At 54.4% G+C, this 26814-nt stretch carries 27 protein-coding genes; 18 read left to right on the top strand and 9 right to left on the bottom strand.

Features of this window, described 5'->3' with window-relative positions:
* Positions 1-180: 180 nt before the first annotated feature.
* Entirely contained in the window at positions 181-567 is a 387-nt protein-coding gene (locus ACYX34_RS15045) for a hypothetical protein (protein WP_462077392.1), read from the top strand.
* 226 nt (positions 568-793) lie between these two features.
* Here ACYX34_RS15045 and ACYX34_RS15040 read toward each other — a convergent pair whose 3' ends face one another.
* Entirely contained in the window at positions 794-1498 is a 705-nt protein-coding gene (locus tag ACYX34_RS15040; RefSeq protein ID WP_462077391.1) for a site-2 protease family protein, read from the bottom strand.
* Positions 1499-1508: 10 nt separating this feature from the next.
* Positions 1509-2366, bottom strand: coding sequence for a DUF2167 domain-containing protein (locus ACYX34_RS15035; RefSeq protein ID WP_462077390.1), 858 nt, complete (start codon positions 2364-2366; stop codon positions 1509-1511).
* A 421-nt stretch (positions 2367-2787) separates the two neighbouring features.
* Here ACYX34_RS15035 and ACYX34_RS15030 point away from each other — a divergent pair, with 421 nt between their 5' ends.
* Positions 2788-2991 carry a hypothetical protein gene (locus ACYX34_RS15030; RefSeq protein ID WP_462077389.1) on the top strand — a complete coding sequence of 68 codons (204 nt, stop codon included), beginning with the start codon at positions 2788-2790 and terminating at the stop codon, positions 2989-2991.
* 16 nt (positions 2992-3007) lie between these two features.
* On the opposite strand, the gene ACYX34_RS15025 is transcribed toward ACYX34_RS15030, so the two are convergent.
* On the bottom strand, positions 3008-3268 hold the full coding sequence (locus ACYX34_RS15025) for a hypothetical protein (protein WP_462077388.1): 261 nt from the start codon (positions 3266-3268) through the stop codon (positions 3008-3010).
* 199 nt (positions 3269-3467) lie between these two features.
* On the opposite strand from ACYX34_RS15025, the gene ACYX34_RS15020 reads away from it, so the two are divergent.
* Complete coding sequence (locus ACYX34_RS15020; protein ID WP_462077387.1) at positions 3468-3755, top strand: transposase; 288 nt, start codon at positions 3468-3470, stop codon at positions 3753-3755.
* A 677-nt stretch (positions 3756-4432) separates the two neighbouring features.
* Here ACYX34_RS15020 and ACYX34_RS15015 read toward each other — a convergent pair.
* Entirely contained in the window at positions 4433-4675 is a 243-nt protein-coding gene (locus ACYX34_RS15015; RefSeq protein ID WP_462077386.1) for a hypothetical protein, read from the bottom strand.
* Positions 4676-5427: 752 nt separating this feature from the next.
* Between ACYX34_RS15015 and ACYX34_RS15010 the strand changes: the two genes are divergently transcribed.
* Both ACYX34_RS15010 and ACYX34_RS15005 read left to right on the top strand, forming a co-directional pair.
* A complete protein-coding gene (locus ACYX34_RS15010; protein WP_462077385.1) occupies positions 5428-6828 on the top strand; it encodes an OmpA family protein in 1401 nt (466 codons plus the stop codon).
* A 243-nt stretch (positions 6829-7071) separates the two neighbouring features.
* A complete protein-coding gene (locus tag ACYX34_RS15005) occupies positions 7072-7554 on the top strand; it encodes a hypothetical protein (RefSeq protein WP_462077384.1) in 483 nt (160 codons plus the stop codon).
* Positions 7555-7625: 71 nt separating this feature from the next.
* Here the strand turns inward: ACYX34_RS15005 and ACYX34_RS15000 are convergent, their stop codons facing one another.
* Together ACYX34_RS15000 and ACYX34_RS14995 are read right to left on the bottom strand one after the other, a co-directional pair.
* On the bottom strand, positions 7626-8231 hold the full coding sequence (locus tag ACYX34_RS15000) for a 2,3-bisphosphoglycerate-dependent phosphoglycerate mutase (RefSeq protein WP_462077383.1): 606 nt from the start codon (positions 8229-8231) through the stop codon (positions 7626-7628).
* A 54-nt stretch (positions 8232-8285) separates the two neighbouring features.
* Complete coding sequence (locus tag ACYX34_RS14995; RefSeq protein WP_462077382.1) at positions 8286-8939, bottom strand: DUF2628 domain-containing protein; 654 nt, start codon at positions 8937-8939, stop codon at positions 8286-8288.
* 174 nt (positions 8940-9113) lie between these two features.
* On the opposite strand from ACYX34_RS14995, the gene ACYX34_RS14990 reads away from it, so the two are divergent.
* Genes ACYX34_RS14990 through dapB form a run of 8 tightly spaced genes read left to right on the top strand, consistent with a single transcriptional unit; the run spans position 9114 to position 17186 of the window.
* Positions 9114-10331, top strand: coding sequence for an acetylornithine transaminase (locus ACYX34_RS14990; protein WP_462077381.1), 1218 nt, complete (start codon positions 9114-9116; stop codon positions 10329-10331).
* Positions 10331-11308 carry an ornithine carbamoyltransferase gene (gene argF, locus ACYX34_RS14985; protein WP_462077380.1) on the top strand — a complete coding sequence of 326 codons (978 nt, stop codon included), beginning with the start codon at positions 10331-10333 and terminating at the stop codon, positions 11306-11308. The genes ACYX34_RS14990 and argF overlap by 1 nt, the downstream gene beginning before the upstream one ends.
* An 11-nt stretch (positions 11309-11319) precedes the next feature.
* Positions 11320-12534 (top strand): argininosuccinate synthase, encoded by a 1215-nt coding sequence (locus tag ACYX34_RS14980; protein WP_462077379.1) that lies wholly within the window; start codon positions 11320-11322, stop codon positions 12532-12534.
* Entirely contained in the window at positions 12534-13946 is a 1413-nt protein-coding gene (argH, locus tag ACYX34_RS14975; RefSeq protein WP_462077378.1) for an argininosuccinate lyase, read from the top strand. Before ACYX34_RS14980 ends, argH begins: the two co-directional genes overlap by 1 nt.
* Complete coding sequence (locus ACYX34_RS14970; RefSeq protein ID WP_462077377.1) at positions 13943-14170, top strand: hypothetical protein; 228 nt, start codon at positions 13943-13945, stop codon at positions 14168-14170. Before argH ends, ACYX34_RS14970 begins: the two co-directional genes overlap by 4 nt.
* A 40-nt stretch (positions 14171-14210) precedes the next feature.
* Positions 14211-15482, top strand: coding sequence for a diaminopimelate decarboxylase (gene lysA, locus ACYX34_RS14965; protein ID WP_462077376.1), 1272 nt, complete (start codon positions 14211-14213; stop codon positions 15480-15482).
* A 2-nt stretch (positions 15483-15484) separates the two neighbouring features.
* Positions 15485-16363 (top strand): 4-hydroxy-tetrahydrodipicolinate synthase, encoded by an 879-nt coding sequence (gene dapA / locus ACYX34_RS14960; protein ID WP_462077375.1) that lies wholly within the window; start codon positions 15485-15487, stop codon positions 16361-16363.
* Positions 16364-16382: 19 nt separating this feature from the next.
* Positions 16383-17186 (top strand): 4-hydroxy-tetrahydrodipicolinate reductase, encoded by an 804-nt coding sequence (gene dapB, locus ACYX34_RS14955; protein ID WP_462077374.1) that lies wholly within the window; start codon positions 16383-16385, stop codon positions 17184-17186.
* 339 nt (positions 17187-17525) lie between these two features.
* Here dapB and ACYX34_RS14950 read toward each other — a convergent pair whose 3' ends face one another.
* Together ACYX34_RS14950 and ACYX34_RS14945 are read right to left on the bottom strand one after the other, a co-directional pair.
* The gene (locus ACYX34_RS14950) at positions 17526-17678 is read right to left on the bottom strand and encodes a hypothetical protein (protein ID WP_462077373.1); all 153 of its coding nucleotides are present in this window, start codon (positions 17676-17678) and stop codon (positions 17526-17528) included.
* 553 nt (positions 17679-18231) lie between these two features.
* The gene (locus tag ACYX34_RS14945) at positions 18232-18549 is read right to left on the bottom strand and encodes a hypothetical protein (protein ID WP_462077372.1); all 318 of its coding nucleotides are present in this window, start codon (positions 18547-18549) and stop codon (positions 18232-18234) included.
* Positions 18550-18728: 179 nt separating this feature from the next.
* On the opposite strand from ACYX34_RS14945, the gene fsa reads away from it, so the two are divergent.
* On the top strand, positions 18729-19376 hold the full coding sequence (fsa, locus tag ACYX34_RS14940; protein ID WP_462077371.1) for a fructose-6-phosphate aldolase: 648 nt from the start codon (positions 18729-18731) through the stop codon (positions 19374-19376).
* A gap of 75 nt (positions 19377-19451) precedes the next feature.
* On the opposite strand, the gene ACYX34_RS14935 is transcribed toward fsa, so the two are convergent.
* The gene (locus ACYX34_RS14935) at positions 19452-20138 is read right to left on the bottom strand and encodes a uracil-DNA glycosylase (protein WP_462077370.1); all 687 of its coding nucleotides are present in this window, start codon (positions 20136-20138) and stop codon (positions 19452-19454) included.
* A gap of 122 nt (positions 20139-20260) precedes the next feature.
* Here ACYX34_RS14935 and ACYX34_RS14930 point away from each other — a divergent pair, with 122 nt between their 5' ends.
* The 4 genes from ACYX34_RS14930 (at position 20261) to ACYX34_RS14915 (ending at position 26812) form a co-directional block, all read left to right on the top strand.
* Complete coding sequence (locus tag ACYX34_RS14930) at positions 20261-21310, top strand: lytic transglycosylase domain-containing protein (RefSeq protein ID WP_462077369.1); 1050 nt, start codon at positions 20261-20263, stop codon at positions 21308-21310.
* Positions 21283-22659, top strand: a complete 1377-nt coding sequence (locus ACYX34_RS14925) for a glycerate kinase type-2 family protein (protein ID WP_462077368.1) — start codon at positions 21283-21285, stop codon at positions 22657-22659. The genes ACYX34_RS14930 and ACYX34_RS14925 overlap by 28 nt, the downstream gene beginning before the upstream one ends.
* A gap of 15 nt (positions 22660-22674) precedes the next feature.
* On the top strand, positions 22675-25314 hold the full coding sequence (locus tag ACYX34_RS14920; protein ID WP_462077367.1) for a PEP/pyruvate-binding domain-containing protein: 2640 nt from the start codon (positions 22675-22677) through the stop codon (positions 25312-25314).
* A gap of 124 nt (positions 25315-25438) precedes the next feature.
* Complete coding sequence (locus ACYX34_RS14915) at positions 25439-26812, top strand: DNA recombination protein RmuC (RefSeq protein ID WP_462077366.1); 1374 nt, start codon at positions 25439-25441, stop codon at positions 26810-26812.
* The last annotated feature ends 2 nt before the right edge of the window (positions 26813-26814 follow it).

Below are 26814 nucleotides of genomic sequence, written 5' to 3'. Positions count from 1 at the left end.
AATTCCTGTCGTCGTGACATTCACACAGGACGGTAGCTGCACCGCTGCTCGTCCAACACTGCCGTTCTATTTCCATCGCTTCCTTGAGCATTCCATCTCTCTATGAAATAGTGACGACACGGTGCCTGTTGGTCTTTTCTTGAAACGACCCTCATCACTCTCATTCGTGGAGGCGCATCCATGATGCCACCATTCACCACTTACCGACATGCCTTGTGGCTCCCTACCCTGCTGGTCTTGGCAACCGGGTGCGCTCAAACTATCATGCAGGAACAGCTGTCGCAGGAATATCTCGGACTAGGGATCGTGTCTGGAACGCTGGGTGAACAAAAACGTTTGGGGCTATCGACCGAGGAACTGCGCTCCACATCGGTGGTCGGTCAAGTACAGGCCTTAGAAGGTGGCGCCTACCTGATTCAAGATAGCCAGGGGAGAGAACTCCGTGTTCCGCATGATGAGAATACGAGGATTGACCGCCCGGCCCATGTGGGTGATCTGATCCAATCCTGGCTCGATCGTCACGGCCGCGCCGTGTTGATCCGCAACCTCGATGGAAACGGACGATAACAGTGGCCTTGACTGCCCACCCTTCAGCCTCCTTGGCTGGTCTGACTCCTGCTACCGTCTCACCACGAAAGGATGAGTCTATGCGGTTCCTGGCTTATCAAGGCGTTCTTGCACAGCGACGCCCCATACATTCACGTGTCTAAGCGTGGAGCTCCAAAACTTGACAGCCGATACTACCAGCATAGGTGGAAGTCCGTACGCCATCCTGCCTTCCAAGCATGCAGGGCTACAGTCCCACCGCCCGATGCGTCTCATAGGTCATCACGCCCAGAAAAGCCGCGAGCAGGAGATAGTAGGTGGCATAGCTCCAACGAGTGGACTGTGATACGTCGTAATACCGTTCAGGCATCGCAGAACTATTCCGCCGGAACGTCGAGAGCAGGTGGGGAATCGACAGGAGTGCGAGAAGCAATAGCATGGGGCTGTGGTTCCAGATGAAAAGAACCACGATCAACGGAGCTCCGATCCACCATGTTTTCGGTGAAATAATCGACGTGATACGTCCCCCATCAAGAGGAGCCAGCGGGATCAGGTTGAACAAATTCAGCATGAACCCCGCATAGGCCAAGGCCCGGAGAAGTGGACTCTGGAGGGAGTCGGCGGCATAGAAGCACCCCATGGCGGCGATGGTTCCGACGACCGGTCCAGCCATGGCCACATAGGCTTCCGTTTCCACATCCATCGGTTGAGCTTTCAGCTGAATCCATGCACCGACGAATGGAATGAACGTCGGAGCCCCTACTTCCAATCCGCGTTGTCGGGCAGCGACAAAGTGCCCCATTTCATGGCAAAAAATCAGGCCGACGAATCCCACCGCATACCACCACCCAAAGACAAAACTATAGGTGATGACCGACAGAAGCATCGTGCCGGAGGTCAGCAACACCTTGCCGAACTTCGCTCCTGCCAGCAGGGCAATCAGCGTTTTCATCTCGTTTCCATCAGGTCGATGGCGTCGTCGTAGAACGCCCCTTGACGATCTTCCACACCCAGGCCACCACAGCCGCTCCAGCGAGGAGAATGACCTTCTTGAAGGCAATGATCAAGACGAGTAACTTGGCCAACAGCCCTGATTTAAAGGCCGCGCCCGCAACCAGTGCAGCCAGCCCAACCGCCGCGACCTTGTCAGTCGTGCTGTCGAAGTCTGTGTATCGCTTGCCCTGCACAAAGTTGAGATTCGATAACAAACTCGCCGCATGAGGTTTGAGCCTAGGCAACTGAGCCAGATCAGCCACGAGATTCATACTCATGTATCCGTGACGACCCAGTGCGAGGGTGTTGTAGTTGACCGTCGTTCCGTGGCTGGTCTCAGCGGCAATCGCCCACACCACCTTGTTTGTGACCTTATCGTAATGTGGCTTTTCTTCCCACCCTCTGACAGTCAGCCCCTCCATCCCCATCTCACGTCGCTTGGCATTGGCCTCTTCCGTTCCCTCCTTAATAGAGTCCAGCATTTCATCAGCGTCCCAGGCTGACGCATCATCATCCTCCACATACCCTGCATCAATAAATCGAATCACCACAAACCAATCACTATCCCCCGAGCCACCTGTGACCAATCCAAGCTCCGCACCTGAAGGGAAATTACCCATCTCTCTCAAGAGCCTCTCAGTGTCTTTCGATCCGAGAAAGCGATAGTCTGCTGATAACTTGAGCGTGGCTTGTTCTCCGAGCGACGCTTCGAGTGGTCCCTGTTGCCAGGCATATGAACGTTCGGAAGACTGCGCCCGGGCCACACCTCCTATACTCAATACGGCGACCAAGCCGACCAGACAGATGCGAAGAATCATGGATGTCATAAACCCTCCCAGATACGAGGTTGTAGCACGAGGTGATGAAAAACCCATCCTGAAATGATGTATGAGGCAGGATGGGCGATTCGACGCGATATTTACCAGCAAAGAGCGGGCCATGAGGAACACACACGACTGACTCACCGCATCGAGAATCGTGCCTTAACTAAGGAGACAACGCGTCGTGCCAGTGTATCCAATTGTATTCTGGAAGTATCCAAATTGATTCAGTGCACAGGCGTGATCGATCCGTTCTTGCGTTCATATATTCCGCCAAACAGGTCGCTGGAATGAGCGTGGTGAGGGAAGTCTAGTAGAGCCGCATCCTACTGATCCGGAGTCTTAAGAGAAACGGCCGCTAGAGCAGTTTCTATTTAATCATGCAGAATACGCGTTCTACTGAGGCTGCCTTTTGGGAGGGACGAGGATGGCGGCCTATTCACAGGATTTACGGGATCGGGTGCTGCGCGGGCTCGAGCGGGGCGAGGGGACGACATCGATTGCCAACCGGCTGGAAGTGAACCTGCGCTGGGTGCACCACGCCAAGGATCGTTACGAGAAGGAGAAGGAGCGGGCGGCGCACAAGGTGGGTGGGTATCGCCGTTCGCGCGCGGATCGGCGCGCAGGTTGATAGGACGCTCGCTGAGTTATGCGAGCGGCTGGCCGAGCACGGCGTGACGATCAAAACGACCGCGCTGTGACATCAGTTTGATAAATGAAACCTGACGCTTAAAAAAGCGCTGCGCACCAGCGAGCAAGAACGAGAAGACGTGAAACAGGAATGGACCGAGTGGCAGGAAACCCAACCCGCGCTTGATGTGAACAAGCTGATGTTCATCGACGAAACGGGCACGCATACGTCCATGACTCGTGCGTGCGAACGTTCTTCCCAAGGCGAGCGTTGCCATGCCGCCGTCCCGAACGGTCACTGGAAACCCACCACCTAATCGCAGGACTCCGCGTGAAGGCGCTCACCGCCCCCATGGGGCTCGACGGTCCCATGGAGAAGGAAGCATTCCTGGTGTATGTTCGCCAGCTCCTTTGTCCCACCATGAAGCCGGGCGACATTGTCATCGCCGATAATCTCAGTAGCCACAAAACGACGACGTGCGAACGGCCATCGAAGCCGTGGGCGTAACGATTACCTATCTTCCGCCGTATTCGCCGGACTTCAACCCCATCGAGTTGGTCTTCTCCAAACTGAAAGCCCTCCTCAAAAAATCCGCCCACCGCACCATCGAGGCCCTTCGGAACGAAATCAGCAAACTCCTCGATGCCTTCTCGCCAGACGAATGTCGCTATTACGTCGGCGCCGCAGGGTATTATGTATGGCTACATAGAAAATGCTCTAGCACGCACTCAGGTCAGGCAGAAAGTCATCAAGTCGCGGGCTGAGCTGAACACGCTTGACGGCTCAGCACAAAAAGATTCCCAACCCCCTTTTCTTTTCCTCGATCATGCTAGTCCCAGCATAGGTCGACTCCGATCTAAACGTATGCTCCACCAGCTCGCATTCTCTGGAAAGAAGGTCGTAGGCCTTTTGTGCCTCTCCAAGCTCTATAGCCGCACGACCATAAACCATGAGCCTATTTATTTCCGCGATGGGGCTACGGTAATCAAAGGGTGGTTCTCACGTTGATGTCTAGGAGCCTGTCCAAGATTAGGAAGTGTGTGAATCTTGGCTCACGTATTTGGTTTAGGAGCTACGATCTCGATCCGACCAATATGATCGATCCTCTTAAATCAACCAATTTCATCAATGTCGGATAGGCTCCTAGAAGCCGATAATATTATCCAGGAGATGTGAGGTCTTGTAATGGCACATCATTCGACGCTCAACCTGTGCCAGCCTTTCAATTGATCCTTAAGGTGAGTTATTGTGCCTGGAATGACTAATTCATTCACACCGTGCGACACCCGGAAAGAGCGAGACTCACGGGACAAGCGCATCCGTCACACCAGTCTCCACCGTCTCATACGAGCCGAAACTCCACGTCGGCGCTGATGCGCACCTCGAAACCCATCCTCCCCTGTAGAATACCCACGACCGACAAACACGCCGCTCGAACTCGTCACGCGACAATCGTCGGGAGACCCGGACGCCGAAGTGAGGCGACGACGACCGACATATTATCGACCTCGGCCCAGGACAGCAGCACCACCTCCGGCTCAGCGGTGAATGATTGGAGCAGCAGGATGACACCGAGAAAGACGGCGATAATGGCGGGCCAGATCATCGACAGAGCACCGAGCACGAGGACAAGCATGAATGCCGCTAATATCTGCTGACCGAGTAGGCTTTTGGTCATGATCATAAGTCCCTCCCTCGTTAGAGTGCTCCACTAACATACCTGATTAGAATGCGAAGACTGGTGTCACTTTAATTGAGCATCGGGTGTTCGATACATTCTGCCATCCTAATCGTCTCATGCGTAATAGACCAGAGCCATTCATCTCTACCAGCTTGTTTTGCCTTTAGCTGCTTCCTTGTGTGGGAAAATTTACTTAGCAAAGAATGGGCCGAGAAACATCCGAGAAGGATGGCGCAAATTCCTAAGGATTGGACAGCTGACCCGAAGCCCCAGCCATGAAGGCGAATCTTTTTGGATACAGTGAATCTGATCGGATTCAGTGAAGAGGACTGTTCTGAGGTTGGGTAACGGACGACCTCCAACAACTCTCCCCCTAGATATTGTATGCCATCCTGTCGTACGTACCATTAATTTTCGATACTTCATCTCTTTTTCATTCCTCTCACGCCTTCCTTCTTATCGATTTCCCGTAAGGAAGAGAAAAGAAGGGTGCCTTGAACATCCCCAGTTGCAAACCGGCGCGAGAGGGCGTATAGGACATAGTAGGACTTTCTCGTACCACCCAAATTTCACGAGCGTGTTCAGTCACAGATCCCGTGCTATGGCCGGATCGCTTGCTTCTGTTTCGTGGTCGACATGAGGCCGTGTGAACAGGATAAAGGGATGCCCTATGCATCGGGTGTTCATATTTTGAAACTAGGTCTCGTCGGATTGCCGACTTTCATCATTTTGTGAGGTGGGTCATGATAAGGACGATGAAATTTCTCTCTTGTGCCTTGCTCTTCGCCGTCGTGGCGAATGGACATGAATCGAGCCTGGCTGCCGCCCAAGCAAGTGACGTTCGATCGGAGGGGGAGCGGACCTCTCGGCTGACCTTGCTCGTCAGCTTTCTGATGCCGGAGGATGCACATTCCGGCCAGCAGGACAACCAGAAAGCCTCTGCTCAGCAGGTTGTCTCCGATGACTCTCCGCTTGTTTCGGCCATTACCCCCATGACGTCGATCACCATCGACGTACCCCAGAGCCAAACGGGGGAAGCCGAAGCCGCGCAAGAGAAAGAAAAGGAAAAGGCCGATGCGGACATCGAGCAGGAAAAGGCACGGCTTGAGTTGCTGCTGCAACAGCTCACAGCCAAGGAAAGGGAACTGACCCTCTTGCGAGAGAAGACCACCGCGGCGGCCAATCAGTTGAACGCGGAAAAAACCCGTGCGGAAGCGTTGGAAGCGCAGCTCAATCAGAAGGAGCAAGAACTCTCGGGGATCTGCACGGCGCGGGACAACCACCAACAGATGTCGCAGGAGCTGAACCGGACCAAGAGCAGTCTGGAGTTGTCCAAGCAGCAAGTCGCCGACATCGAGCGGCAATTTACGATCAGCAATGATCAGCTTGATGTTGCCATGCAACGTATCGCGGACCTTGACCTGCAGCTGGTGGCCAAAGATCAAGAGTTAAAAATGGAACTCGCCAGCCGCGACTCGCAGCTCGTACAGGCCAAGCGCCTGCTGGCGAGTGTGGGGAAGAGCTTGCCGAAGCCAGTTAAGCTGACTCCCTCCATGAAGAATGCCTTTCCTCAACAGGCTGTGGCACGTATCTCGCCTGACCTCACCAAGGTCAATGAGAAGTTGATGGCTGCACTCAAGGACGAGCTGAAACGAGGCACCGTGGTGATGGAGCAACGCGGTGACAAGCTCACACTTGCATTGGCATCAGGAGAACTGTTCGGCGCAGGACGAGTGACCATGACACCGGCAGGAGCCTCCCTGGTCAAGCGAATCGGCGTCGCCTTACGGAAATTCCGTCCTGAGAGCATCGAAGTGGCCGGGCATACCGACAGCATCCCAGTCAAATACAATCCTAAGCGCCCGTTTAAGGATAACGCCGAGCTGTCCCAGGCCCGCGCCGAAAACGCGAGTCGCGCGTTGATCAAAGGTGGGCTAGGGGCTGATCGAGTCAAGGCCGTCGGCTATGCTGACTCCCGTCCCGTTGCGACCAACGACACAGAAGAAGGCCGGACCAAGAACCGGCGGGTCGAGATTATTGTGACCCAATCGGGCCAGCCGATCGCTTCCGCCGGTGAGAAGGATGGGCAGACTCCAGATGGCAACAAAACGGCAGCTCCATACGGAACCATGATTCAAAAAATCGCCACACGCTGAGCTGTTAACTGTCGCGCCTCCAGGCCCGTTATGGGCCGGGAGGCGCAATGCTCTCCCTCGCTCACACATTCTTCCTTGCTTTGTCCTTCAAATTCTGCCTGTGTCCGATTCATACGACGGAGTTGTCGCAAACATAGGTCTCCTGCTTCCCTGACAGGCATATTGCCCTTACTGGCTCGGCAGACCCCCGCTTGAGGGGAAAACACGTGGTGCAGTATGCTGCCCAGCACCACGAGGATAGCCATGACACCAGCGGAAGCCGCCACAGCCCTATTCAAGACAATGCCGCCCCCTATTACCCTCTCACAGCTTGAGGAATATGGGGTCGGGGCCGCTGAGTCCCAGGTACCTCACATTGCCAGAGAGATTCTCTCCCTGAATCTCTATTGGGCGCTGGCTGCCATCGACGCGCATATCCCCTCCAAGTACAGAGCCCTCATCAAAGAAGACCTGTTCGATTCCATCCAGACCCAGTGGTGGCCTTCTGGACAGTTGGGCGCAGGCACCTGGAGGGAGTATCAACCAGAGTTGAGTGAGCGGCGTGAGCACTATGCCCGACTGGTGGATCAGGAAGGGATCAACCCCATGGGGATCTGCGCAGAGACAGCAGGCCTCATGGAAGACCTGGGCTTCATCGAAGCAGGCGAGCGCGAAAAACTCCTGGTACTGCTGATCGACTATGCACCGGCTTCCGAATACGGCCGGCTCCTGGATCAGATAGGATAAGAACCTGTCACCTCGAGCAGCCCTTCGAGAGCGTTACGTTCCGAGCAACACTCAGCACTTCCATGACTCAATCATAGATACCGATGCGACAGCACCTTGCCGCGATCATCAAATTCATAGAGCAACGGCACTCCAGTTGGAATATTGAGTTCCAACACCGCTTCTTTCGACAACTGCTCCAACTGCATAACCAATGCACGCAGACTGTTGCCGTGCGCGGCAATAATGATGGTTTCACCTTTCAGGAGATGAGGCTTAATCCGCTGCTCGTAATAGGGCAACGCCCGCTCGGCCGTGTCTTTTAAACTCTCTCCACCAGGCGGCTTCACATCATAACTGCGCCGCCAGATCTTCACCTGTGCATCGCCGTACTTTTGTGCCGTTTCTGCTTTGTTCAGTCCCTGGAGCTCCCCGTACATCCGTTCGTTCAATGCTTTATCCTTCTCGATCGGGATTGTTGTCTGCCCGATCGTTTCCAGCACGATACGCAAGGTCTCGTTCGCCCTCATGAGGACCGAGGTAAAGGCGCGGTGAAAGGTAAATCCCCGAAGCTTTTCACCGGCCTGCTTCGCTTCCTCCATCCCCCTTGCGGACAGCGGCACATCCACCCATCCGGTAAAGCGATTTTCTAAGTTCCACTGTGATTCTCCATGACGAAGCAAAACCAATCGAGCCATCGTAATTCCTCTCTTACATCAAGGTAGTCACTGGGTACCCACTATCCTGGAAGGTTACACCTGCGGCTGTGGAGCTGCTTCCTTCGCTGGATGACCAGACGGCTGCTCCAAAGCAGGCGGACCTTCCTGGACCATTTTGACCAATGTCGCCAGGAAAATGAGATAGAAGACGACACCGACCCAGATGACATAGGGCTGCACACCGCCGGACTCTTTCAACGCGGTGTCTTGCGCGCCATGGTCCATCCGACTCGTTCGCTTCATTTCCCCGATATGCTCCCAACAATGCCAATAGTAGAGATAGTTGGCCGTGGCCCCCGCCATAACGCTCCAAACTATACCGGCGGACACATCGCCCGTGAAATAGGTTGAGACCATCGGCCCAACGGCATAGACAAACGCGTGAAGGTACATCTTCCGGTACAGAAACCAGAGAAATGAAATATAGAGAAACGCCGGCCAGTTCCATGACAGGGCAAACCGCGGTTGCCCATTCGCTGAAAATTTCTTGAAGACCCTCAAATAATAGTCCGCATTGGGTCCGATAAACTGGCGCCAGACTGTCTCTTCGTCCTGAATAGGTCGGGCCGTGGTACTCCCACTGGCCGTCTCCTCGGACACCTTTTCTTCCATCAACTTCACTCCACATTGATGGCAGAAGTTGGCATCGTCGGGGTTCTGCTGCTGACACTGACCACACATCGTCATGGCGAAGCAGCTTACCATACTCCGAAATGGAAGAGCGGATGATTTGAACCAGTATGAGCCTCCTGCATGCGCCCCGATCCTGCTTCTCTTGAGGTCCTCTGCTTCCCTCCGCACTTATTGCTCTTGCTACTGACCCTGTGCTACTTTTCTTTTCTTTATCAAGGGATACGTCATATGCCGACTGAAGAATTGAAGGACGACGCAGCCAAGTATCTGATGCAGACCTACAGCCGCCAACCGCTCTCGATCGTGCGGGGGCGTGGGGCGAAGGTCTACGATCTGGAGGGGCGTGAGTACCTGGATTTTGTCGCTGGGATTGCCGTGAACATTTTAGGGTATGGGCATCCGGATCTTGTCCAGGCGATCCAACGCCAGGCAGCCCAACTCATCCATACCTCGAATCTCTATTACACCGAGCCCCAGGTGAAGCTGGCCCGCTTGCTGGTGGACCATTCCTTCGCAGACCGTGTGTTCTTTTGTAACAGCGGCGCCGAAGCGAATGAAGCGGCGATCAAGCTGGCACGCCGCTACGGACATGAACGCTATGGAGCGGCTCGTTTCGAAATCATCACGATGAAAAATTCGTTCCATGGCCGGACCCTCGCCATGGTCACGGCGACCGGCCAAGAAAAGGTTCAGAAAGGCTTTGAACCGCTGATGCCCGGATTCGCCTATGCCCCATTCAATGACTTCACGACGATTGAGTCTCTTGTCACCGAGCAAACTGCGGCCATCATGCTGGAACCAATCCAGGCGGAAGGTGGGGTGCATGTCGCCGATCGGGAGTATTTGAAAAACCTCCGACAGCTCTGCACCCAGAACGACATCCTTCTTATTTTTGATGAGATCCAAACCGGCATGGGACGAACCGGGACGCTCTTCGCCTATGAGCAACTGGGAGTCCAGCCCGACATCATGACCTTGGCCAAAGGCCTCGCCGGAGGCGTCCCGATCGGCGCGTGCCTCGCAAAAGAATCCGTAGCGGCAGCCTTCACCCCTGGCTCTCATGCCTCGACATTCGGCGGGAATCCACTGGCCTGTGCCGCCGCCCTCGCGGTCTGCCACGTACTGCTCGAGGGACCTGTGCTGGAAAACGCGAAACGTATGGGAGAGTATCTAGCCAAAGGGTTAGCCGACTGTAAGGGCCGCTATCGAATCGTCCAAGAGGTTCGAGGCCTTGGCCTGTTGCAAGGAATGGAATTGACAATCGATGCGAGGACGGTAGTCACCGATGCGCTCGCACGCGGCGTGCTCTTGAATGCCGCGAACGAGCGGGTGCTGCGTATGGTTCCGCCCTTGATCATTACACAGCCGGAGATCGACCGACTTATGGATCTCCTCGGGGCACTCTTTACTCGACGCCAGGCGGCGGAAAAAGACGCTCACCACTGATGGCCGTACGAACCCGATATCCACGCGGTACCGAGCGCTACGCCAAGGATCTGCTTGACGTGGCCACCATGCCACGGACGCAAGTCCTTGCGCTCCTACGACTGGCAAGTACCCTCAAGAAGAAGCAGCAGCAAGGGGTCCCTCATCGGTTGCTTCGCGGCAAGACGCTAGGGCTTCTCTTTCAAAAACCATCGACTAGGACTCGAGTGTCTTTTGAGGCCGGGATGAACCAGCTCGGCGGCCACGCCCTGGTGCTACCGATGAGTGATATCCAACTCTCCCGTGGCGAAACGGTTGTGGACACCGCACGTGTCCTATCCCGGTACCTCGACGGCATCGTCATCCGTACCTATGACCATGTGATCGTCGAGGAGTGGGCTACTGAAGCCACCATGCCGGTTATTAACGGGCTCACCGACCACAGTCACCCCTGTCAGGCCTTGTCCGATCTGCTGACCATTCAGGAACTGAAAGGACGACTCAAGGGCCTCAGCTTGGCCTACATTGGAGACGGGAACAACGTGGCTAACTCACTTGTTGAAGCGGGAGCCAAGATGGGAATGCGTGTGGTCATCGGATGTCCATCCGGCTACCAGCCGGACCAGCGTGTGATCGATCAGGCCAGAATCGAAGGACACCGTACCGGCGCCAGCATCGAGGTGGTCGAGAATCCCCAGGTGGCCGTCAAGGAAGCCGACGTCGTCTATACCGATGTGTGGATCAGTATGGGCCGTGAACGGGAGCAGACCCGACGGTTACGGGTCCTGGCACCGTATCAGCTCAACCAACGACTGCTGCAGCGGGCGAAGCCGGATGCCATCGTCATGCATTGCCTTCCTGCGCACCGTGGGGAAGAAATCTCCACCGAGGTCCTGGACGGTCCACAATCGGTGGTGCTCGACCAAGCAGAAAATCGATTGCACATGCAGAAAGCGATTTTGACTCAACTACTCAGCCGCAAGACACGCAGAGGATAGGATTGCACCGTATGAAACCAAAGCCCATCAAAAAAATTGTCCTGGCCTATTCCGGCGGACTGGACACCTCCGTGATTCTCAAATGGCTCCAGGAAACCTACCAGGCCGAGATCATCGCCTTTTGTGCCGATCTGGGGCAGGGCGAAGACCTCAACGCCGTGAAGAAGAAGGCCCAGGCACTGGGTGTAAAGAAGGTCTATGTCGAAGACCTGCGGGAGACGTTCGTCAAAGACTACGTGTTTCCAATGTTACGCGGGAACGCGATGTACGAAGGCTGCTATTTACTCGGCACTTCGATTGCCCGTCCTCTGATTGCCCGCCGGCAGGCCGAAATTGCGTTGAAAGAAGGCGCCGAAGCGGTGTCACACGGAGCCACAGGAAAAGGGAATGATCAGGTGCGTTTTGAGCTCACCTACATGGCCCTCGCCCCGCAACTCAAGATCATCGCACCCTGGCGGGAATGGGGCATGCGGTCTCGTCGTGAACTCATTGAGTATGCCGAACGGCACGGTATCCCCGTGACCGCGACCAAGGCCAAACCGTACAGCACGGATCCCAACCTGTTCCACATCAGCTACGAGGGCGGTATCCTCGAAGATCCCTGGGAATCGCCACCGGACGAAATATTCCAATTGACCGTCTCTCCGGAGAAAGCACCGAATAAGCCGCAGGAGGTCGAGATCGAATATCATGCAGGCAACCCCGTCGCCGTCGATGGCAAGAAGATGCGACCCTCGGCACTCCTCGCCCATCTCAATACATTGGGCGGCGCACATGGGATCGGACGGGTTGATCTGGTTGAAAACCGGTATGTCGGGATGAAATCACGGGGAGTCTATGAAACACCTGGAGGCACGATCCTCCATGTCGCGCATCGAGGGATCGAGTCTTTGACGATGGACCGTGAGGTCCTGCACTTCCGTGACGGCTTGATCCCACGGTTTGCCGGCTTGATCTACAACGGCTATTGGTTCAGCCCGGAGCGGGAAATGCTGCAAGCCGCGATCGATGAGGCTCAGAAAGACGTCAGCGGCATCGCGCGAGTCAAGCTCTATAAGGGGAGTTGCACCTTGGCGGGGCGCAAGTCGAAGCGATCACTCTATCGACTGGATATCGCCACATTCGAGGAGGATGCGGTCTATAACCAGAAAGACGCGGAAGGGTTCATCCGATTGAACGCATTGCGCCTCAAGATTCGCGCCCAAAGAAAGAAAGCCTCATCCTGATGGCCAAACGCAAACACCATCCAAAGGCAGCTGACCACGCAGGGAAAGCCTGGGATGGCCGGTTTCGTGAGAAAACCCATCGATTGGTTGAAGCGTTTACGCGTTCGGTGATGGTCGACTGCCGGCTCTATGCCGAGGATATTGCCGGGAGCATCGCCCACTGTAAGACCCTTGCGAAGGCAAAGATCCTGACGGAAACAGAAACACGAAAAATCATCCGCGGGTTGGACGCTGTGAAACGAGAGTTGGATCGCGGGCAGTTCGCCTTTACCGCTCAAGACGAAGATATTCATATGGCGATCGAGCGGCGCTTGACGGAAATCATCGGCCCCTTGGGAGGGAAGTTACACACGGGCCGAAGCCGGAATGATCAGGTCGCGTTGGATATTCGGCTGTATTTGCGCACCCAGTTAGACAAGCTCCGTGCACGAGTGATCGAATTACAACGTGTGCTGGTTGCAAAGGCGGCTGAAAACCGTACGGCGATGATGCCCGGCTATACCCACCTCCAACGGGCACAGCCCGTCTTGTTCGCTCATCACCTCTTAGCCTATGTCGAGATGCTCGAACGGGACAAGGGTCGACTGTGTGACGCGAGGGGTCGACTCAACGTCATGCCGCTAGGATCGGGGGCTTTAGCCGGTACCAATTATCCCATCAACCGCGAGTACACAGCGGGCCTATTGTATTTTCCTGCCGTCACCGACAACAGCATGGATGCAGTGTCCGATCGCGATTTCATGATTGAAGTGGCCTCGACCCTGTCCATCGTGATGATGCACTTGTCGCGACTGAGTGAAGAACTGATTCTGTGGGCCTCCCAAGAGTTCCAATTCGTCGACTTACCCGATGCCTTCTGCACGGGAAGCAGCATGATGCCGCAGAAGAAGAACCCGGACATCCCTGAGTTGGTTCGAGGGAAAACAGGTCGTGTGTACGGACACTTGCTCAATCTGCTGACCCTGATGAAAGCTCTCCCTCTTACTTACAATCGGGACTTACAGGAAGACAAGCCGGCACTGTTTGACGCTCTGGATACGGTGAACTCCTCGCTTGAAGTCATGACCGAACTGATGCGCCATGTGCGGGTCAACCGCGAGACGCTCTCGCACGCATTACAAGGAGGCGGACTGCTGGCCACCGAACTGGCCGATTATTTGGTCATGAAAGGTGTGCCGTTTCGTGAGGCGCACGGCATTACGGGGCGAATCGTTCGAACTGCCCTCGATCAAGGATGTGACGTCACCGAGCTTTCACTCGAATCGTTACAAGAATTTTCCGAGCACATCGCACAAGATGTGTTTTCACGGTTGACTGCCGTGGCTGCCATCGATCACAAAAGACAAATCGGTGGAACCGCTCACGCTCGAGTGGATCGGCGGATCAAGGAGCTGGAGAAATACCTCGCATGAGAGCCCTGGTGATTCTGATCGCAGCCGGTCTGTTACTTGCGTGTGGCGTCGTAGGTTCTCCTGTTCCACCTGAATATGTGGGAGTCGCCCCTACTATTGAAAAACAAAAGAGCCAACATGCACTCCAGGCAGAACGTGATGCAGCAGATGTGGCAGTTCCTGACTTGTCCCTGGAGGGGCACGACATCGGTCTTCCACCTTCACAGCCGGTGGGGACCCGATGACGCTTGCTGGATAAACCTACTTTGAACAAGGATCGAGACGATGCATAGCTTTGAGTACCAACAGGGCGAACTGTATTGCGAGCAAGTACCAGTCAGCCGAATTGCGAAAGAACTGGGCACTCCTTGTTATATCTACAGCCATGAGACCCTCATTCGCCATTTTCATGCTTATGACAGTGCGTTCAAGGATATTCCGCACGTCATCGCCTTTGCCATGAAGGCCAACTCCAACCTCGCCATTCTTCGGTTGATGACGCGAGAAGGGAGCGGAGTGGATATTGTATCAGGCGGTGAGCTGTTTAGAGCCCTGAAGGCTGGTGTGCCGGCATCCAAGATCGTCTTTGCCGGTGTCGGTAAGTCACCGGATGAAATTCGGGACGCGCTCAAGGCGGGTATCCTCATGTTCAACGTCGAGTCTGCGGCCGAAATCCACGCGATCAACAATGTTGCGGCTTCGGTCGGCATGAAGGCTCGAATTGCGTTGCGAATCAATCCGGATGTGGACCCCAAAACACATCCGTATATTTCCACGGGGATGAAAAAGAGCAAGTTCGGCATCGCAGCTGATCGCGCGCTGGAAGAATACAAAATGGCCTCCTCGCTAAGCCACATCGACGTCGTGGGAGTTCATGCCCACATCGGCTCACAGTTGACGGATGTGACGCCGTTCGTCGACTCCCTAAAGAAAGTCGTGGCACTGATCGACACCCTGAAGAATCATGGCATCAATATCCGTTATCTGAATATCGGCGGTGGACTCGGCATCACCTATTCCGATGAGAAGCCGCCGTTGCCTCAGGACCTAGCTCATGCGATTTCGCCCCTCGTCAAGGGTTTAGGGCTGACTCTAGTCATGGAACCAGGCCGTGTCATTGTTGGCAATGCCGGCATCCTGATCACCAAAGCCTTGTACGAGAAAGCCGGTGAGACAAAGCACTTCGTCATTGTTGACGCTGCCATGAATGATTTGATTCGCCCCAGTCTGTATGGTGCATACCACGAGATTCGACCTGTGACCGAAGCGGCAATCCATCGCCCGAAACAGATGGTGGATATCGTCGGCCCTGTCTGTGAATCAGGGGATTTCCTGGCGAAGGAGCGTTCGCTACCGAACATACAACCTGATGATCTGCTAGCGGTCATGAGTGCCGGGGCTTATGGTTTTGTGATGGCGTCGAACTACAACTCTCGACCGCGTGTTCCTGAAGTACTCGTGAAGGGTGGCAATTTCTACATCATTCGTGAACGTGAAACGTACGACGACCTTATCAAAGGGGAAAGAATCCCGTCGTTTTTGAACGAAACGGAGTGAGCATGTTTACTGGATCTCTTGTCGCGATTGTGACGCCATTTCGGAAAGGGAAGGTGGATGAACGAGCCCTGTCCGAACTGATTGAATGGCAAATTGCACATGGGACAAGCGGCATTGTCCCATGTGGAACAACCGGAGAATCAGCGACGCTCTCTCACGATGAACACAATCGAGTGATTGAACTGACGGTAGAAGTCGTCCGTCGCCGTGTCCCAGTGGTGGCTGGCACCGGCTCAAACAGCACTGACGAAGCAATTGCCCTTACCAAACATGCGAAACAGGCCGGGGCCGATGCAGCGTTGCTGATCACTCCTTACTACAACAAGCCCACACAGGAGGGTCTATACCGTCATTATCGGGCTGTTGCCGAAGCAGTTGATCTCCCCTTGGTCCTATACAACATTCCTGGTCGTACCGGAGTGAACATGCTCCCGGCTACGATTGCCCGCCTCTCAACCCTTCCGACAATCGTTGGAGTCAAAGAAGGGAGTGGTTCCGTCCAACAAGCTTCAGATCTCGTACAGATGTGTGGTGACCGCCTGACTGTGCTGGCCGGTGATGATGCTCTTACTCTCCCAATGATGGCAGTTGGCGGGAAAGGTGTCATTACCGTCACCGCCAACATCATGCCGGCTGAAATGGCTGGGCTTGTCAAAGCGTTTACCGATGGGAAGATTGAAGAAGCTCGACGTCTTCATTTCAAGCTCTCTCCTCTCTTTGCCGCGCTCTTCTTTGAAACGAACCCAATTCCCGTGAAGGAAGCATTGGGCTTGATGGGTAAGATCGACCCAGAACTACGCTTGCCGCTCTGCCCAATGGCACAAGACCCACGTGAGAAGCTGATCGAGGTCCTCAAGGAGGCTTCGTTAATCGCACGCTAAGGATACTGATGGTGAGAAAATGATTAAAGTCGTCGTAGCCGGGGCTGCCGGACGCATGGGATGCAGACTGGTATCACTGGTCAGAGATTCTACCGCGTTGATGCTGGTAGGAGCGCTAGAAGGGAATGGCCACCCGGCATTGGGGGAGGACGCGGGTGAATTCGCTGGATCAGGACGAGCTGGCATTCCAATTACGGCCGATCTTTCAGCCTTGATGGAGCGTGGGGAGGTCGTAGTCGATTTTTCCTCTCCAGAGGCGACTCTAGATCATCTACGAACGGTCGTTTACTCTCGACGCGCAGCGGTCATTGGAACAACTGGATTCTCAACCGGCCAGCTCGATGAACTCAAAACGCTTACCCAGCACATTCCCTGTGTGTTTTCTCCGAACATGAGCGTTGGCATCAACCTCCTTTACAAAGTCATCAGTGAGATGGCGAAGACCCTTGGAGACGACTACGATATCGAAGTGATCGAAGCTCACCACAGGCTGAAGAAAGACGCCCCAAGCGGCACAGCGCTCAAAATTGCCGAGGTCCTCGCACGTTCCGTCAGTCGCGACTTGAATCAAGTGGGTGTCTATACTCGTAAAGGGTTGATCGGCGAACGAACCAAAGGAGAAATCGGGATCCAAACTATTCGCGCCGGTGATATTGTCGGTGACCACACTGTCCTGTTCGGTGGCATGGGCGAACGCATAGAGGTGACACACCGAGCGAGTAGTCGGGATACCTTCGCTCGCGGAGCTCTCCGTGCTGCAAGATGGGTTGTCCGCCAACCGCCAGGCCTGTACGATATGATGGATGTCTTGAGTCTTCGCTAGCACTTCAGGACCGAGGCATCTTTCTGCCGGCAGGCTTCGTAATATTTTTTCTCACCTCGCCGTATTGAACAATCCAGATCAGGCTGAAGAGCGAAGAGGTTTTCTCAGAATCAGGGACACAGAGTGAAGTCTGTGCCTGGTCAGTTCAGAAGATACACGTTCCCCATGGTTTCTTGGGGTTGGGGTTGTTTTCTTATCGCCGACATATGACATATCGGCGAGCTTACCCCAAGAAGGGTGGACTCAATGGACAGGAGCTTGGAAGGAACGGTGATGGACCCATACCCTCCCACTCTGCTCGCCCATTGCGAGTGGTAGTTTGGAAGCAGACAGGAAGGATTAGTGTCGCGCCGTGATCGGCCGAGGTTCCTGATCCGCTGCCTTCCGACGACCACAATTCAAGCAGGCAAACACGGTGATCGCCAGTCCGGCATCCAAATCCACTGCCCGTTCTGGAAGCATCGCCCCATGACATTTATCACAAGTCTTCATGGGTGCGCACTTTAGCATCATGAGATAGGGAAAACTAGTCCTCCTGAAGTACTGGATGCCGACAAGCAATGGCCCCGATAAGACCTATTCAGAAATAGGCCGTATGAACTGAGAACACGAATTGTAGTACACAATCGTTGGACAGTGATCATCTTGACAGGTAACGATTGGCCTCATAAGATTGTGGATCAGTGACTAGCTGACCACTATGTATAGGCTAATCCTTCTCAGTTTGCTCCTCACCATTCTCTACTATCTGCTCAGGCAAATGTTCCGTGGCTCCAAAACTCCACTTCAGACTGGTCGCCAGAATTCGTCCTCGCCTAGACCAGATGATGAACAAGACCAGATGATCCAGGACCCGGTCTGCCACATATTCGTCCCGAGACGAATAGCCCTAATTGAATTGATCGGAGGGCGTGAATATTGTTTCTGCAGCAAAGAGTGCGCGGGGAAGTTTCGGAATGAGCACCCTACCTAGGCATCAAGTTGAATGCGGGACAAAGCAACTCGATACGTAGATTCGGTGAGGGTATCTACAGTTGAGTTCAGCTTAGCAACCTGACGAATAGCTGTAGTCAGAGAGCTTTTCATCTTTGTCAAACTTGAGTGTAATTTGACATTCATTGGGTTTAAAGTTGAAAAACAGCGGGCCTGATTTTCCTCCAGCAATACTGTAGTAGGTCCAATTTTCCCCCCCAAAAAACCGAGTCGCTTTCCCGGCCGGAGCCCCCCAGTTTTTCTCGAACCAGGCCTTATCCTTTCCTTGAAGCTCAGCCGGCTTAAGCGACGCCTCCAGGTAAGGATTGCTCCCCCCACAGGCAGTGACGAAGCTACAAGCACACAACAGATAGGCTAATCGTCGTATCACAGTTTCTCCGGTACGTGATGGGGTGAAAAAGAATTGAAAAAAATTCTAACGTTCAGCAGAACTTCTGTCAAACTTTTGAACTGATTAAGTTGCACTGCGATTGAGTTCCTCATAAAATGACCGATAAGTAAGTAGAATTGATATCCGTCCACGGTTTTCTCGTGACGAAAGGGACAATCATGAAAATCTACCTCGATACTGCCAACGTGAAAGAAATTCAAGAAGCCGCCAGCTTTGGACTGCTCGACGGAGTAACAACCAATCCGTCCTTGGTCGTGAAGGAAGGCCGAAGTTTTCGTGAAATGCTGCAAGAGGTTTGTAAGATCGTTGATGGACCGATCAGCGCCGAAGTCGTGAGCGTAGAAGCAGACGCCATGGTCAAGGAAGGCAAAGAGTTGGCCAAAATTCATCAAAATATTGTGGTGAAGTGCCCTTTAATTCCTGAGGGTTTGAAAGCCACAAAACGGTTAGCCGCCGAAGGCATCAAAGTGAACGTCACGCTCTGCTTTTCTCCAACCCAGGCCATGTTGGCGGCCAAAGCCGGCGCTTGGTGCGTGTCACCCTTCATCGGACGACTCGACGACATCAGCTCAAACGGCATGGAGCTTATCCGGCAAATCCTGACGATTTATAAGAACTATGATTACAAGACGCTGGTACTCGTGGCTAGCGTCCGCCATCCACAGCACGTCGTGGAGGCAGCCTTGGCAGGAGGACACATCTGCACGATGCCCTACAGTGTATTCCAAGCCCTCTTTAAACACCCGCTCACGGATGCCGGCCTCAAGAAATTCCTCGACGATTGGAAAACCAAGGGACAACAATAGTGGAGAGTGCACGGGCGATACACAAAACCAAATGGATGTAAGGGGCGGTGCCAAGCCTGACGGGTTACACCAACTTCAGAGCCCGTCGATTTCTTTCCTGGCCCTCTGAAAGACTGCGTGGAACATCGGCCTGGTCAATTTTCCCGTAAACGTATTTTGCTGGCTGGGGTGATAGGAACCTAGCAGGGTCACCCCCCAGGGAAACCGGTAGGTGCTTCCATGTCCAAACTTGGGAGCGGGGGCTGGAATCATGCGGCCCTGAGAGCGACAGGTCTTGAGATAGTGATCGAATGCAATTTTTCCCAACGCAATTACGACGCGATGTTTCTTCAGTAAACGAACTTCGGCATGCAAGTACTGACGACAGCACTCGAACTCATCTGGTGTGGGCTTATTTCCAGGTGGCGCACACCGTACAGTTGCCCCGATATAGCAGTCGCGCAGAGTGAGCCCATCTCCTCTGGACTGCGATTCGGCTTGATTAGCGAACCCATAGCGATACAACGCCTCATACAACCAATCTCCGCTCCGATCACCGGTAAAAACACGTCCCGTCCTATTTCCGCCATGTGCCGCAGGCGCCAGGCCCAGAACATAGAGGCGCGCGTGGTCGTCTCCAAATCCCGGCACTGGACGGCCCCAGTAGACCCAATCCCGGTATTGTTTCCGTTTCTCCCGTGCAATCGCCTGTCGATACACGACTAAGCGAGGACAGGCAGTGCAATCGGTGATAGTCTTATTCAGAACTGTCAGAGTTCGCATAAAGGCTTGCAGTGTAACATGAATGAGAAGTCCATTCTGCTTGCTGGCAATTCGGGATACTGATAGCTTCACTGCTTATTAATTTGCAATTTGACCTCGTTATGAATTAGAGGAGTCTGTGAATGATGACCTATTGGGTACGGCCCTTGTTTTTGACGATCGGAGTGATATTCCCCCTCACTTCCCTATCTGTCCTATCGTTCGCCACGACAGATCCTGGGGGAATGAACGGACAAAAAATAGAAAGCGAGAAGGACCTACCTGCCACCGATTTATTGGATAGTCAAGCTGAACCGGAAGACCGTCTCGTCATTCTGCCGGAAATTAAGCGGGAGGGAGAACGATTCTTTCTGAGCTCCTTCAAGCTACCGGACAAGATTACCTTTGCCGGAGTTTCGGTCCCTCTAGATAACTGGCAAGTAAGAGAACGGATCGAATATGAGTTCTATCAGTTTTTAGAGGATCAAGGTGAGAGTATCATTCTCGCCAAACGTACCGGCCGATGCTTCCCGCCGGCCGAAAAGCAGTTGGCAGATGCCGGATTGCCGGATGATCTCAAGTATATGCTGCTGGTTGAGAGCAAGTGCATTTCTGCTGCATACTCCAAAGCAAAGGCTTCAGGCCCCTGGCAATTCATTCCGTCTACTGGGCGCCGGTACCGACTCAAGAGTGACGCCGTTCGAGATGAACGCCGCAATCTTGAAATGTCGACCGAGGCGGCAGTGAAGTACCTCAAGTATCTCAAAGACTTTCAGGACAACGATTGGTTCCTGGCAATGGCCTCTTACAATGCGGGTGAAGAACGCATTCGTAAGCTGCTCAAAGACCAAAAGATCACCGACTATTGGAAGATGCACGGCCCTCGTGAGACGATGCGATACGTCCCTCGTATTATCGCCGCAAAGGAAATCTACTCCCAACCCGAAAAGTATCTTGGACTGACCAAGAAAGATCTCTATATGCCATTGGAGACAGAGACCATCATCGTAAATGTGAAGGAGTCTCAACGAGCACTGACGTCCGTCGCGGAAGAGTTCGGTACATACCTACTCGAGCTAAAAATGCTGAACCCAGAATTTAAGAAGGATGTGCTCCCTCGAGGATCCTATCAGATACGAGTTCCTCGCCAGACCTGTCCCAATCGATGTTTCAAGCAGGACGCTACCCCCTAGCGTTTATCTCCATGTTGCTTCGCCTTCCTTCCTCGCCAGTACGACCACTCCTCCACAGACTTCTTACGGCAGGACTAGAGGCCGCTGATCCCTATCAGGCCCTGCTCAAGACCGTCTCCCTCAAAGGAGCTTCCCTACGCGTAGGGCGGCGAACGTTTGACCTGTCGCACACCGAAAGAGTGGTGGTCGCGGGGGCAGGTAAAGCATCAGCGAGGATGGCACAGGCAGTAGAGGTTGTGCTCGGAGAAAGACTGGACGATGGACTTGTGATTGTCAAAACCGGGCATTCACTTGCCACAAAACGGACGACCGTTCTTGAGGCCGGCCATCCAATTCCGAATCGTGCGGGACTTAGAGCAACGCAACGTCTATTACGCCTAACACAGAGTCTGTCACCCAGCGATCTTCTGATCGTTCTCTTGTCCGGAGGTGCCTCAAGTCTGCTACCAGCTCCCGTCTTAGGAGTAACCCTGGCCGATAAACAACGCACGACGCAACTTCTGCTTCGGTGTGGCGCCACGATCAATGAAATCAATATTGTCCGAAAACATCTCTCGTTGATTAAGGGCGGCAGACTTGCCGCTTCCACTCGTGCGAAGATCATCACCCTCGTCCTTTCTGATGTCATCGGCGATGATCTTGGCTCAATCGGTTCTGGACCCACAGCTGCTGATCCTTCCACATTTGCTGACGCTATCGCTGTACTGCAACATTACAGAATCTGGGCTGCCGTTCCGCCGGCGGTCCGTCGTTACTTGGAGAGGGGCCAGAAAAGAGAGGTGCCTGAAACCTTGAAGCCTGGTTCGTCTCGTAGACGATCAGTGCACCACCATATAATCGGCAGTAATACCATCATGCTCGAAGCCGTGGCACGTACAGCACAGCAAGCAGGCCTCTTCACCGAACTTGTAGCTTCCCCCATTACAGGAGAAGCGCTGGTCGCAGCCAAGCAGTTCGTTAAACTGAGTAACACGGTCAGAACCGGGCGTGGTCGCGTAAGACGCCCCTACTGCGTGGTGGCAGGGGGGGAACCCACGGTGACGGTCACAGGCCGTGGGAAGGGGGGACGTGCCCAGGAATTTGCGACGGCAGCCGCATTGGAAATCTCCTGTCTCTCCAATGCATGGGTTGTCGCGCTAGGCAGCGACGGTACCGACGGACCAACCGATGCAGCCGGAGCTTTTGTGAGTGGAAAAACCGTCTCCCGGGCGAAACGGCTTAAGGTTGACCTCCGCACTGCATTAAACCGGCACAATACCTACCCAGCATTAAAGAAGCTCGGATGCCATATTCACACCGGCCCGACAGGCACCAACGTTAACGACCTTTACCTCTTCCTCCAGCTCTAGATATGATGCGGAGGTATGGTGCCTCCCTTCATCCTCCCACTCTCGCAATGTACTGATCTGAGTCTCGTGGGCGGAAAGGCTCTCGGCCTCCATCGGTTGATTGAAGCTGAATTCCCTGTACCACAGGGGCTCTGCGTCACAACCGAGGCCTATACTCAACACTTGCATGGGTCAGGCTTCCGAGACCAAGAGGAGTGGAACCGGATCAGTGGATTGTCGGAATCCGATCAAGTTTCGGCATTGGCCGACTGTCGTGCTCGAATTAACCAACTCGAGATTTCTCGACTCACTGCAGACTGCCTGATCGCACTACAGACGCTGGGGCTACCTCCTGAAACACGCTGGGCTGTCCGCTCTTCGGCCACCGATGAGGACACCGCTCATGCGACTTCTGCCGGCCTCTATCGCACGCACCTCGGCCTCACGCTTACCGAAGTTGAGGGCGCAATCAAAGATCTCTGGGCGTCACCCTGGGAAGTACGGGTTGTCAGCTACCTCACCCGACAAAGCCCAGGGGGAACCCCAAGAATGGCTGTTGTCATTCAACCCCTGATCGATGCGCAGGCGGCAGGCGTGGCGTACTCCATTCACCCTGTCACAAGGCAATGCTCGCAGGTCATGATTAATGCCGTCCCCGGACTCGCCGTTCCGTTAGTCGACGGGACTGTTACTCCAGACCAATATGTGGTTGAGATACCAGCAGAAGAGGAAAAACCCGTCCGGATCCGCACCTGCCTCCTAGCGCAGAAGGCTAGCTGCTTGCTTGTCTCAGATGCCGGCCTGCACCGAGCTTCGATCGAAGGAGATGCGCAAAGCCGATCCTCACTCACCGATCGACAGCTCTTGTCGCTCGCTCACACAGCAAAGGATATCGAACGTGCCTTCGAACAGCCCGTCGATATCGAATGGGCCTTTGACACAAATCAGCTGTGGATCCTACAGGCTCGCCCCATCACCAGCATCCAACCATCTGCTGATCTCACAAACGACGACTGCGAGTGGTCACGAACAAACTTTAAGGAAACGCTCCCCGAGCTTCCCAGCCTATTGAGTCTTTCATTCCTTGAGCTTTTTATGGACCGCTACATTCTGGCCCATTATCGCCGACTCGGCTGCCGAATCCCCGATGGACTCACGTCGGTCCGTATCCTGCAGGGACGTCCTTACTTGAACGTCACCCTCTTTCATGTGTTGGTCGCCCAGCTCGGTGGCGACCCCTCGCTCAATGCAGAACAGATGGGCGGGGAACCGCTGCAAGCGCCGCCACAGGTCCAACGACTTGGTGGGCTGACGTCTCTTCGTGCCGCCTGGTCGATGCTGAAGGAAATGCGTCGGGTCGAACGAATGGGGCCACGTGCCTTTGCCGACATGAAGGAGCTGGCTGTTACCTATCGACGCGAGTCTGTGCTGAACTTATCACCCGAGAAACTCCTGTCGGAACTCGATAAGCTCGGCCCATGGCTGGAGAGCCGTGAAATCACGTTCGGTATTGCCGGGGGAGTCGGACAGTGTCTTCAGATTTTCAGCAAGCTGCTGCCTGGCTGGTTAGGTCCTGACTGGCGAGTGCTACTCAATGCCGCGCTTCAAGGACAAGGGACCGTCATTAGTGCACAACAAATTCTGCGGCTGGCTGAGCTCACCGACATCGCTAAAGGGGAGGTGCCTGCCCGTACCGTTCTCACATCGGTGTCGTGGAATCCGACGACATTCCGAACCACTCTCGCCGGCACAGAGTTTCTGCGCATCTTCGACAAGTATCTCGAAGATTATGGCCATCGCGCAGTCGGCGAATCAGATGTGATGTCGCCACGTCTCGCCGATAACCCCACGGCAATTCTTTCGATTCTACGCGCCCAAGTGATCTCCAATACCCAGCCGCAGGATACTGTTCGATTGCGTCAGGCCAACAGACAATCTTCGGCGCTGGCCGAGATCAAGCGACGGTTGGGCTGGCGGTTGGACCGATGGGCCATCTTTCTCTGGTGTTATCGCCGGTTGTGCCGATTTTTTTCGCTGCGAGAAGCAAACCGGCACTATCTGATGTACTACTCGGCAGCCGTTCGAACCCTCCTGATCCGGCTCGGAGAACGTCTTGTCGAGCGAGGATTGCTTCAGCAAGCCGACGACATTTTTTTCTTAACCACCGCCGATCAGACCGACCTGGTAACAGGTTCCACACAAGACTGGACAGCTGTCATCGCTGCCCGGAGAACTGACCGAGAACATCAGGCCATGATCCAAGTACCCGACACCATCTACGACTGGCCGGCTGTCAACCAGCAGGCCATGCCACGAGAACACTTCGACGGGAACTGCGTGTTATCCGGCATGCCAATCAGCATTGGAACCGTGACTGGTCCGGTTCGTCGCATCAGATCGGCAGCAGACTGGAGCAAGGTGAGGTCCGGAGAAATTTTGGTGGTACCAGTCATCGACCCAGGCTTGGCTCCTCTCTTCGGTCTTGCAGGAGGGTTGATTGCAGAAATGGGCGGCACCCTTTCTCATGGAGCCATCATTGCGCGAGAATACGGACTACCGACTATCGCGAATGTGGAAGCGGCTATGACACGACTATCTGATGGGCTGCCGGTCACCATCGATGCCGGATCCGGGACCATTCGTATCGAGCCATCTCCATCGTTGAAGAACGGCTAGGGCTAATTGATCCCGATCCGTCTGCTCCTTGACCTTTTTCAATACCTTGCGTAACCTTCCCAGAATTATTAATTCGTCACGCTATATGTAGCGGATACGTATTATTGATAGTGGTGCATCCGACATGGATCAATTTCTCATGGGCATGGCTCCTAGTAGTCTGGTGGGGTTCGTAACCGGACTGTTCCTGGGCGGTGTGTTGGTAGGGTTGTGGGTCACGAGTCGTTTACGACCTCACGCGCAACGAGCCGAAGCAACCGCGGACGAGCTACGAAAACAAGTGGAACAAGAACGAACCGTGATGGCCTCTCTCCGTCAAGAATTGGCAGAAGTTCAACAAGCCAGGGTCGCGGCCGAAACCAGAATGGAAGACGCAGCACGGCAGCTCGTGGAGCAGAAAGCCTTGCTCGATCATACACGCCATGAACTCATCGGATCGTTCCAAGCCCTGTCCGGCGAAGCATTGAAGCAAAACAACGAAGCGTTCTTGAAACTCGCTACCGTGTCGTTCGAAAGCCTGCATATCAAAGCAGATGGCGACCTCGCTCAACGACAGCAGGCCATCGATGCATTGGTTCGGCCCCTTCACGATTCTCTTCACCGCTATAATGAAGAATTGCGACTGCTGGAACAGTCTCGTCAGTCCGCCTACGGCGGATTGGATCAACACCTGAAATCATTGGCCGATTCCCAGCAACGGTTGCAACAAGAGACAGGCAACTTGGTCAAGGCCTTGCGGGCTCCGGCAGTACGAGGCCAATGGGGCGAGCTCACCTTGAAACGCGTGGCCGAACTGGCCGGCATGGTCGATCACTGCGATTTTGTGGAGCAACTCTCCGTTATCGGGGACGAAGGACGCCTCCGTCCGGATATGGTGGTCCAGCTTCCCGGAGGACGGCAAATCGTCGTCGACGCAAAAACCGTTCTTTCCGCCTATCTTGATGCCCATGAGGCGCAGAATGAGGCACAACAGGCCGACGCTTTACGTCGCCATGCCGCGCAGGTCAAGAGTCGCATGGATGAATTGTCGCTGAAAGCCTATTGGACACAATTCGACCGGGCGCCAGAATTCGTCGTGCTCTTCCTGCCCGGCGAGCAATTTCTCGGTGCCGCGCTGGATCAGAACCCTAGACTTATTGAAGAAGGCTTTGCCAATGGGATCGTCTTAGCCACCCCCTCAACGCTCATAGCCTTACTCCGTGCGGTGGCGTACGGTTGGCGCCAGGAACGAATGACCGCCCATGCTGAAGAAGCAGGTCGCCTCGGGAAAGAGTTGTACGAACGAATGGCGGTGTTAGCCGGACATATGAACGATGTCGGCCAATCACTCGGGAAAAGCGTCTCAGCATACAATCGCGCCATCGGTTCCTTGGAAACGCGTATTCTCCCGGCGGCACGCCGATTCAAAGAATTGGGTGTCTCCTCCGACCGCGAGATCCCGGTCCTTGAACCGACGGAGGTGGTACCGCGGAAAACCTTACCGTTCGAGCTTGAATGAAG

The organism is Nitrospira sp. CMX1 (assembly GCF_054902215.1).
Note: the sequence above shows the minus strand (reverse complement) of the source record. Positions and strands in the feature narration are given on the sequence as shown.

Excerpts from the sequence above, each read along its gene's own strand:
- ACYX34_RS15010 (WP_462077385.1), top strand. The coding sequence starts at position 5,428 with ATGAAATTTCTCTCTTGTGCCTTGCTCTTCGCCGTCGTGGCGAATGGA.
- ACYX34_RS14970 (WP_462077377.1), top strand. The coding sequence starts at position 13,943 with ATGAGAGCCCTGGTGATTCTGATCGCAGCCGGTCTGTTACTTGCGTGT.
- argF (WP_462077380.1), top strand. The coding sequence starts at position 10,331 with ATGGCCGTACGAACCCGATATCCACGCGGTACCGAGCGCTACGCCAAG.
- ACYX34_RS15035 (WP_462077390.1), bottom strand. The coding sequence starts at position 2,366 with ATGACATCCATGATTCTTCGCATCTGTCTGGTCGGCTTGGTCGCCGTA.
- ACYX34_RS14995 (WP_462077382.1), bottom strand. The coding sequence starts at position 8,939 with ATGACGATGTGTGGTCAGTGTCAGCAGCAGAACCCCGACGATGCCAAC.
- dapB (WP_462077374.1), top strand. The coding sequence starts at position 16,383 with ATGATTAAAGTCGTCGTAGCCGGGGCTGCCGGACGCATGGGATGCAGA.
- ACYX34_RS14925 (WP_462077368.1), top strand. The coding sequence starts at position 21,283 with ATGTTTCAAGCAGGACGCTACCCCCTAGCGTTTATCTCCATGTTGCTT.
- ACYX34_RS14920 (WP_462077367.1), top strand. The coding sequence starts at position 22,675 with ATGGTGCCTCCCTTCATCCTCCCACTCTCGCAATGTACTGATCTGAGT.
- ACYX34_RS15030 (WP_462077389.1), top strand. The coding sequence starts at position 2,788 with ATGGCGGCCTATTCACAGGATTTACGGGATCGGGTGCTGCGCGGGCTC.
- ACYX34_RS15015 (WP_462077386.1), bottom strand. The coding sequence starts at position 4,675 with ATGATCATGACCAAAAGCCTACTCGGTCAGCAGATATTAGCGGCATTC.
- dapA (WP_462077375.1), top strand. The coding sequence starts at position 15,485 with ATGTTTACTGGATCTCTTGTCGCGATTGTGACGCCATTTCGGAAAGGG.
- ACYX34_RS14950 (WP_462077373.1), bottom strand. The coding sequence starts at position 17,678 with ATGAAGACTTGTGATAAATGTCATGGGGCGATGCTTCCAGAACGGGCA.
- argH (WP_462077378.1), top strand. The coding sequence starts at position 12,534 with ATGGCCAAACGCAAACACCATCCAAAGGCAGCTGACCACGCAGGGAAA.
- ACYX34_RS15000 (WP_462077383.1), bottom strand. The coding sequence starts at position 8,231 with ATGGCTCGATTGGTTTTGCTTCGTCATGGAGAATCACAGTGGAACTTA.
- ACYX34_RS14935 (WP_462077370.1), bottom strand. The coding sequence starts at position 20,138 with ATGCGAACTCTGACAGTTCTGAATAAGACTATCACCGATTGCACTGCC.
- ACYX34_RS14980 (WP_462077379.1), top strand. The coding sequence starts at position 11,320 with ATGAAACCAAAGCCCATCAAAAAAATTGTCCTGGCCTATTCCGGCGGA.
- ACYX34_RS15040 (WP_462077391.1), bottom strand. The coding sequence starts at position 1,498 with ATGAAAACGCTGATTGCCCTGCTGGCAGGAGCGAAGTTCGGCAAGGTG.
- ACYX34_RS15005 (WP_462077384.1), top strand. The coding sequence starts at position 7,072 with ATGACACCAGCGGAAGCCGCCACAGCCCTATTCAAGACAATGCCGCCC.
- ACYX34_RS14930 (WP_462077369.1), top strand. The coding sequence starts at position 20,261 with ATGATGACCTATTGGGTACGGCCCTTGTTTTTGACGATCGGAGTGATA.
- ACYX34_RS15025 (WP_462077388.1), bottom strand. The coding sequence starts at position 3,268 with ATGGCAACGCTCGCCTTGGGAAGAACGTTCGCACGCACGAGTCATGGA.
- ACYX34_RS15045 (WP_462077392.1), top strand. The coding sequence starts at position 181 with ATGATGCCACCATTCACCACTTACCGACATGCCTTGTGGCTCCCTACC.
- ACYX34_RS14915 (WP_462077366.1), top strand. The coding sequence starts at position 25,439 with ATGGATCAATTTCTCATGGGCATGGCTCCTAGTAGTCTGGTGGGGTTC.
- ACYX34_RS14990 (WP_462077381.1), top strand. The coding sequence starts at position 9,114 with ATGCCGACTGAAGAATTGAAGGACGACGCAGCCAAGTATCTGATGCAG.
- fsa (WP_462077371.1), top strand. The coding sequence starts at position 18,729 with ATGAAAATCTACCTCGATACTGCCAACGTGAAAGAAATTCAAGAAGCC.
- lysA (WP_462077376.1), top strand. The coding sequence starts at position 14,211 with ATGCATAGCTTTGAGTACCAACAGGGCGAACTGTATTGCGAGCAAGTA.